General features: G+C 60.0%; 1 protein-coding gene. It reads right to left on the reverse strand.

The genetic code is table 11. The features are described 5' to 3' along the window. Window positions 1–708: ABC transporter substrate-binding protein (locus EN939_RS36030; protein ID WP_127272039.1), on the reverse strand; the 708-nt coding region annotated here is incomplete at its 3' end. Window positions 709–901: the final 193 nt, after the last annotated feature.

Genomic DNA, 901 nt, shown 5'->3' on the forward strand with positions numbered 1-901 from the left:
GTGGGCCGAGCCGCTCCAATAGGTGCCGATGTCGATCTGGTTGGAGGCGACCATCTGGTTCCAGTCGTTTTCCGAGCTCCAGAAGGTCTTGATCTGCGGCATCAGCGAGGTCAGCTTCGTCTTGACCGCATCCATATCCTTGATGTCGTTGATGTTCTGGCCAGTGGCGATGGCGCCGAACTGCACCGCTTCAACGGCATCATCGCGAATGACGACGCGGCCCTTGTGGGCGGCATCCCACATTTCGGCGATGCTCGTCGGTGGCTTGTCGAAGGACTTTTCGTTGATGGCGAGTGCGGTGAGGCCCCATACCCACGGCACGCCATAGACCTTGCCGTCATGGACGAGCATCGGCGATCCCGCCTTGTCCTTGCTGATGTCGGCATAGTTCGGCAGCTTGGAAACGTCGATCGGCTGGATCAGTTTCCCGGCCATCGCCTGGTCGTTGAAGGCCGCGTTGATCATGACCACGTCATAGAGGCCGGGATTGGTCCGGATCTTGGTCAGCATTTCCTGTTCGGAATTGAAGAAGTCGTTGACGACTTTGTTGCCGGTCGCCTTTTCGAAAGCCTCGACGGCCCACGGTTCATCGGCGCCGTAACCCTTCCAGTTGAGCACATGCACTTCGTCGGCCTTGGCGGCGAACGCAAGTGCGGAGGTAAAGACGGCGGTCGCCGTCAGCAGAGCAGTCAAATCAGGCATGCGCATGGTTGGTTCCTCTCTGTGGGTTTGCCCGGTTCCCGGGCTTGTCAGGCTTTTCCAGCTGTTATGCATTGGCCTTCTGTGTCCGGCCTGCTCCCGATGGATCGGCGGCATGGCTCAGGAATGTCTGGATTTCGCGGTTCGTCGGCGCCGAGGAGCCACCATGGCGGGGAACCGAAATGGCCGCCGCCGCCTTGGC

It is taken from the genome of Mesorhizobium sp. M7A.F.Ca.CA.002.05.1.1 (assembly GCF_003998335.1).
Lineage (GTDB): Bacteria > Pseudomonadota > Alphaproteobacteria > Rhizobiales > Rhizobiaceae > Mesorhizobium.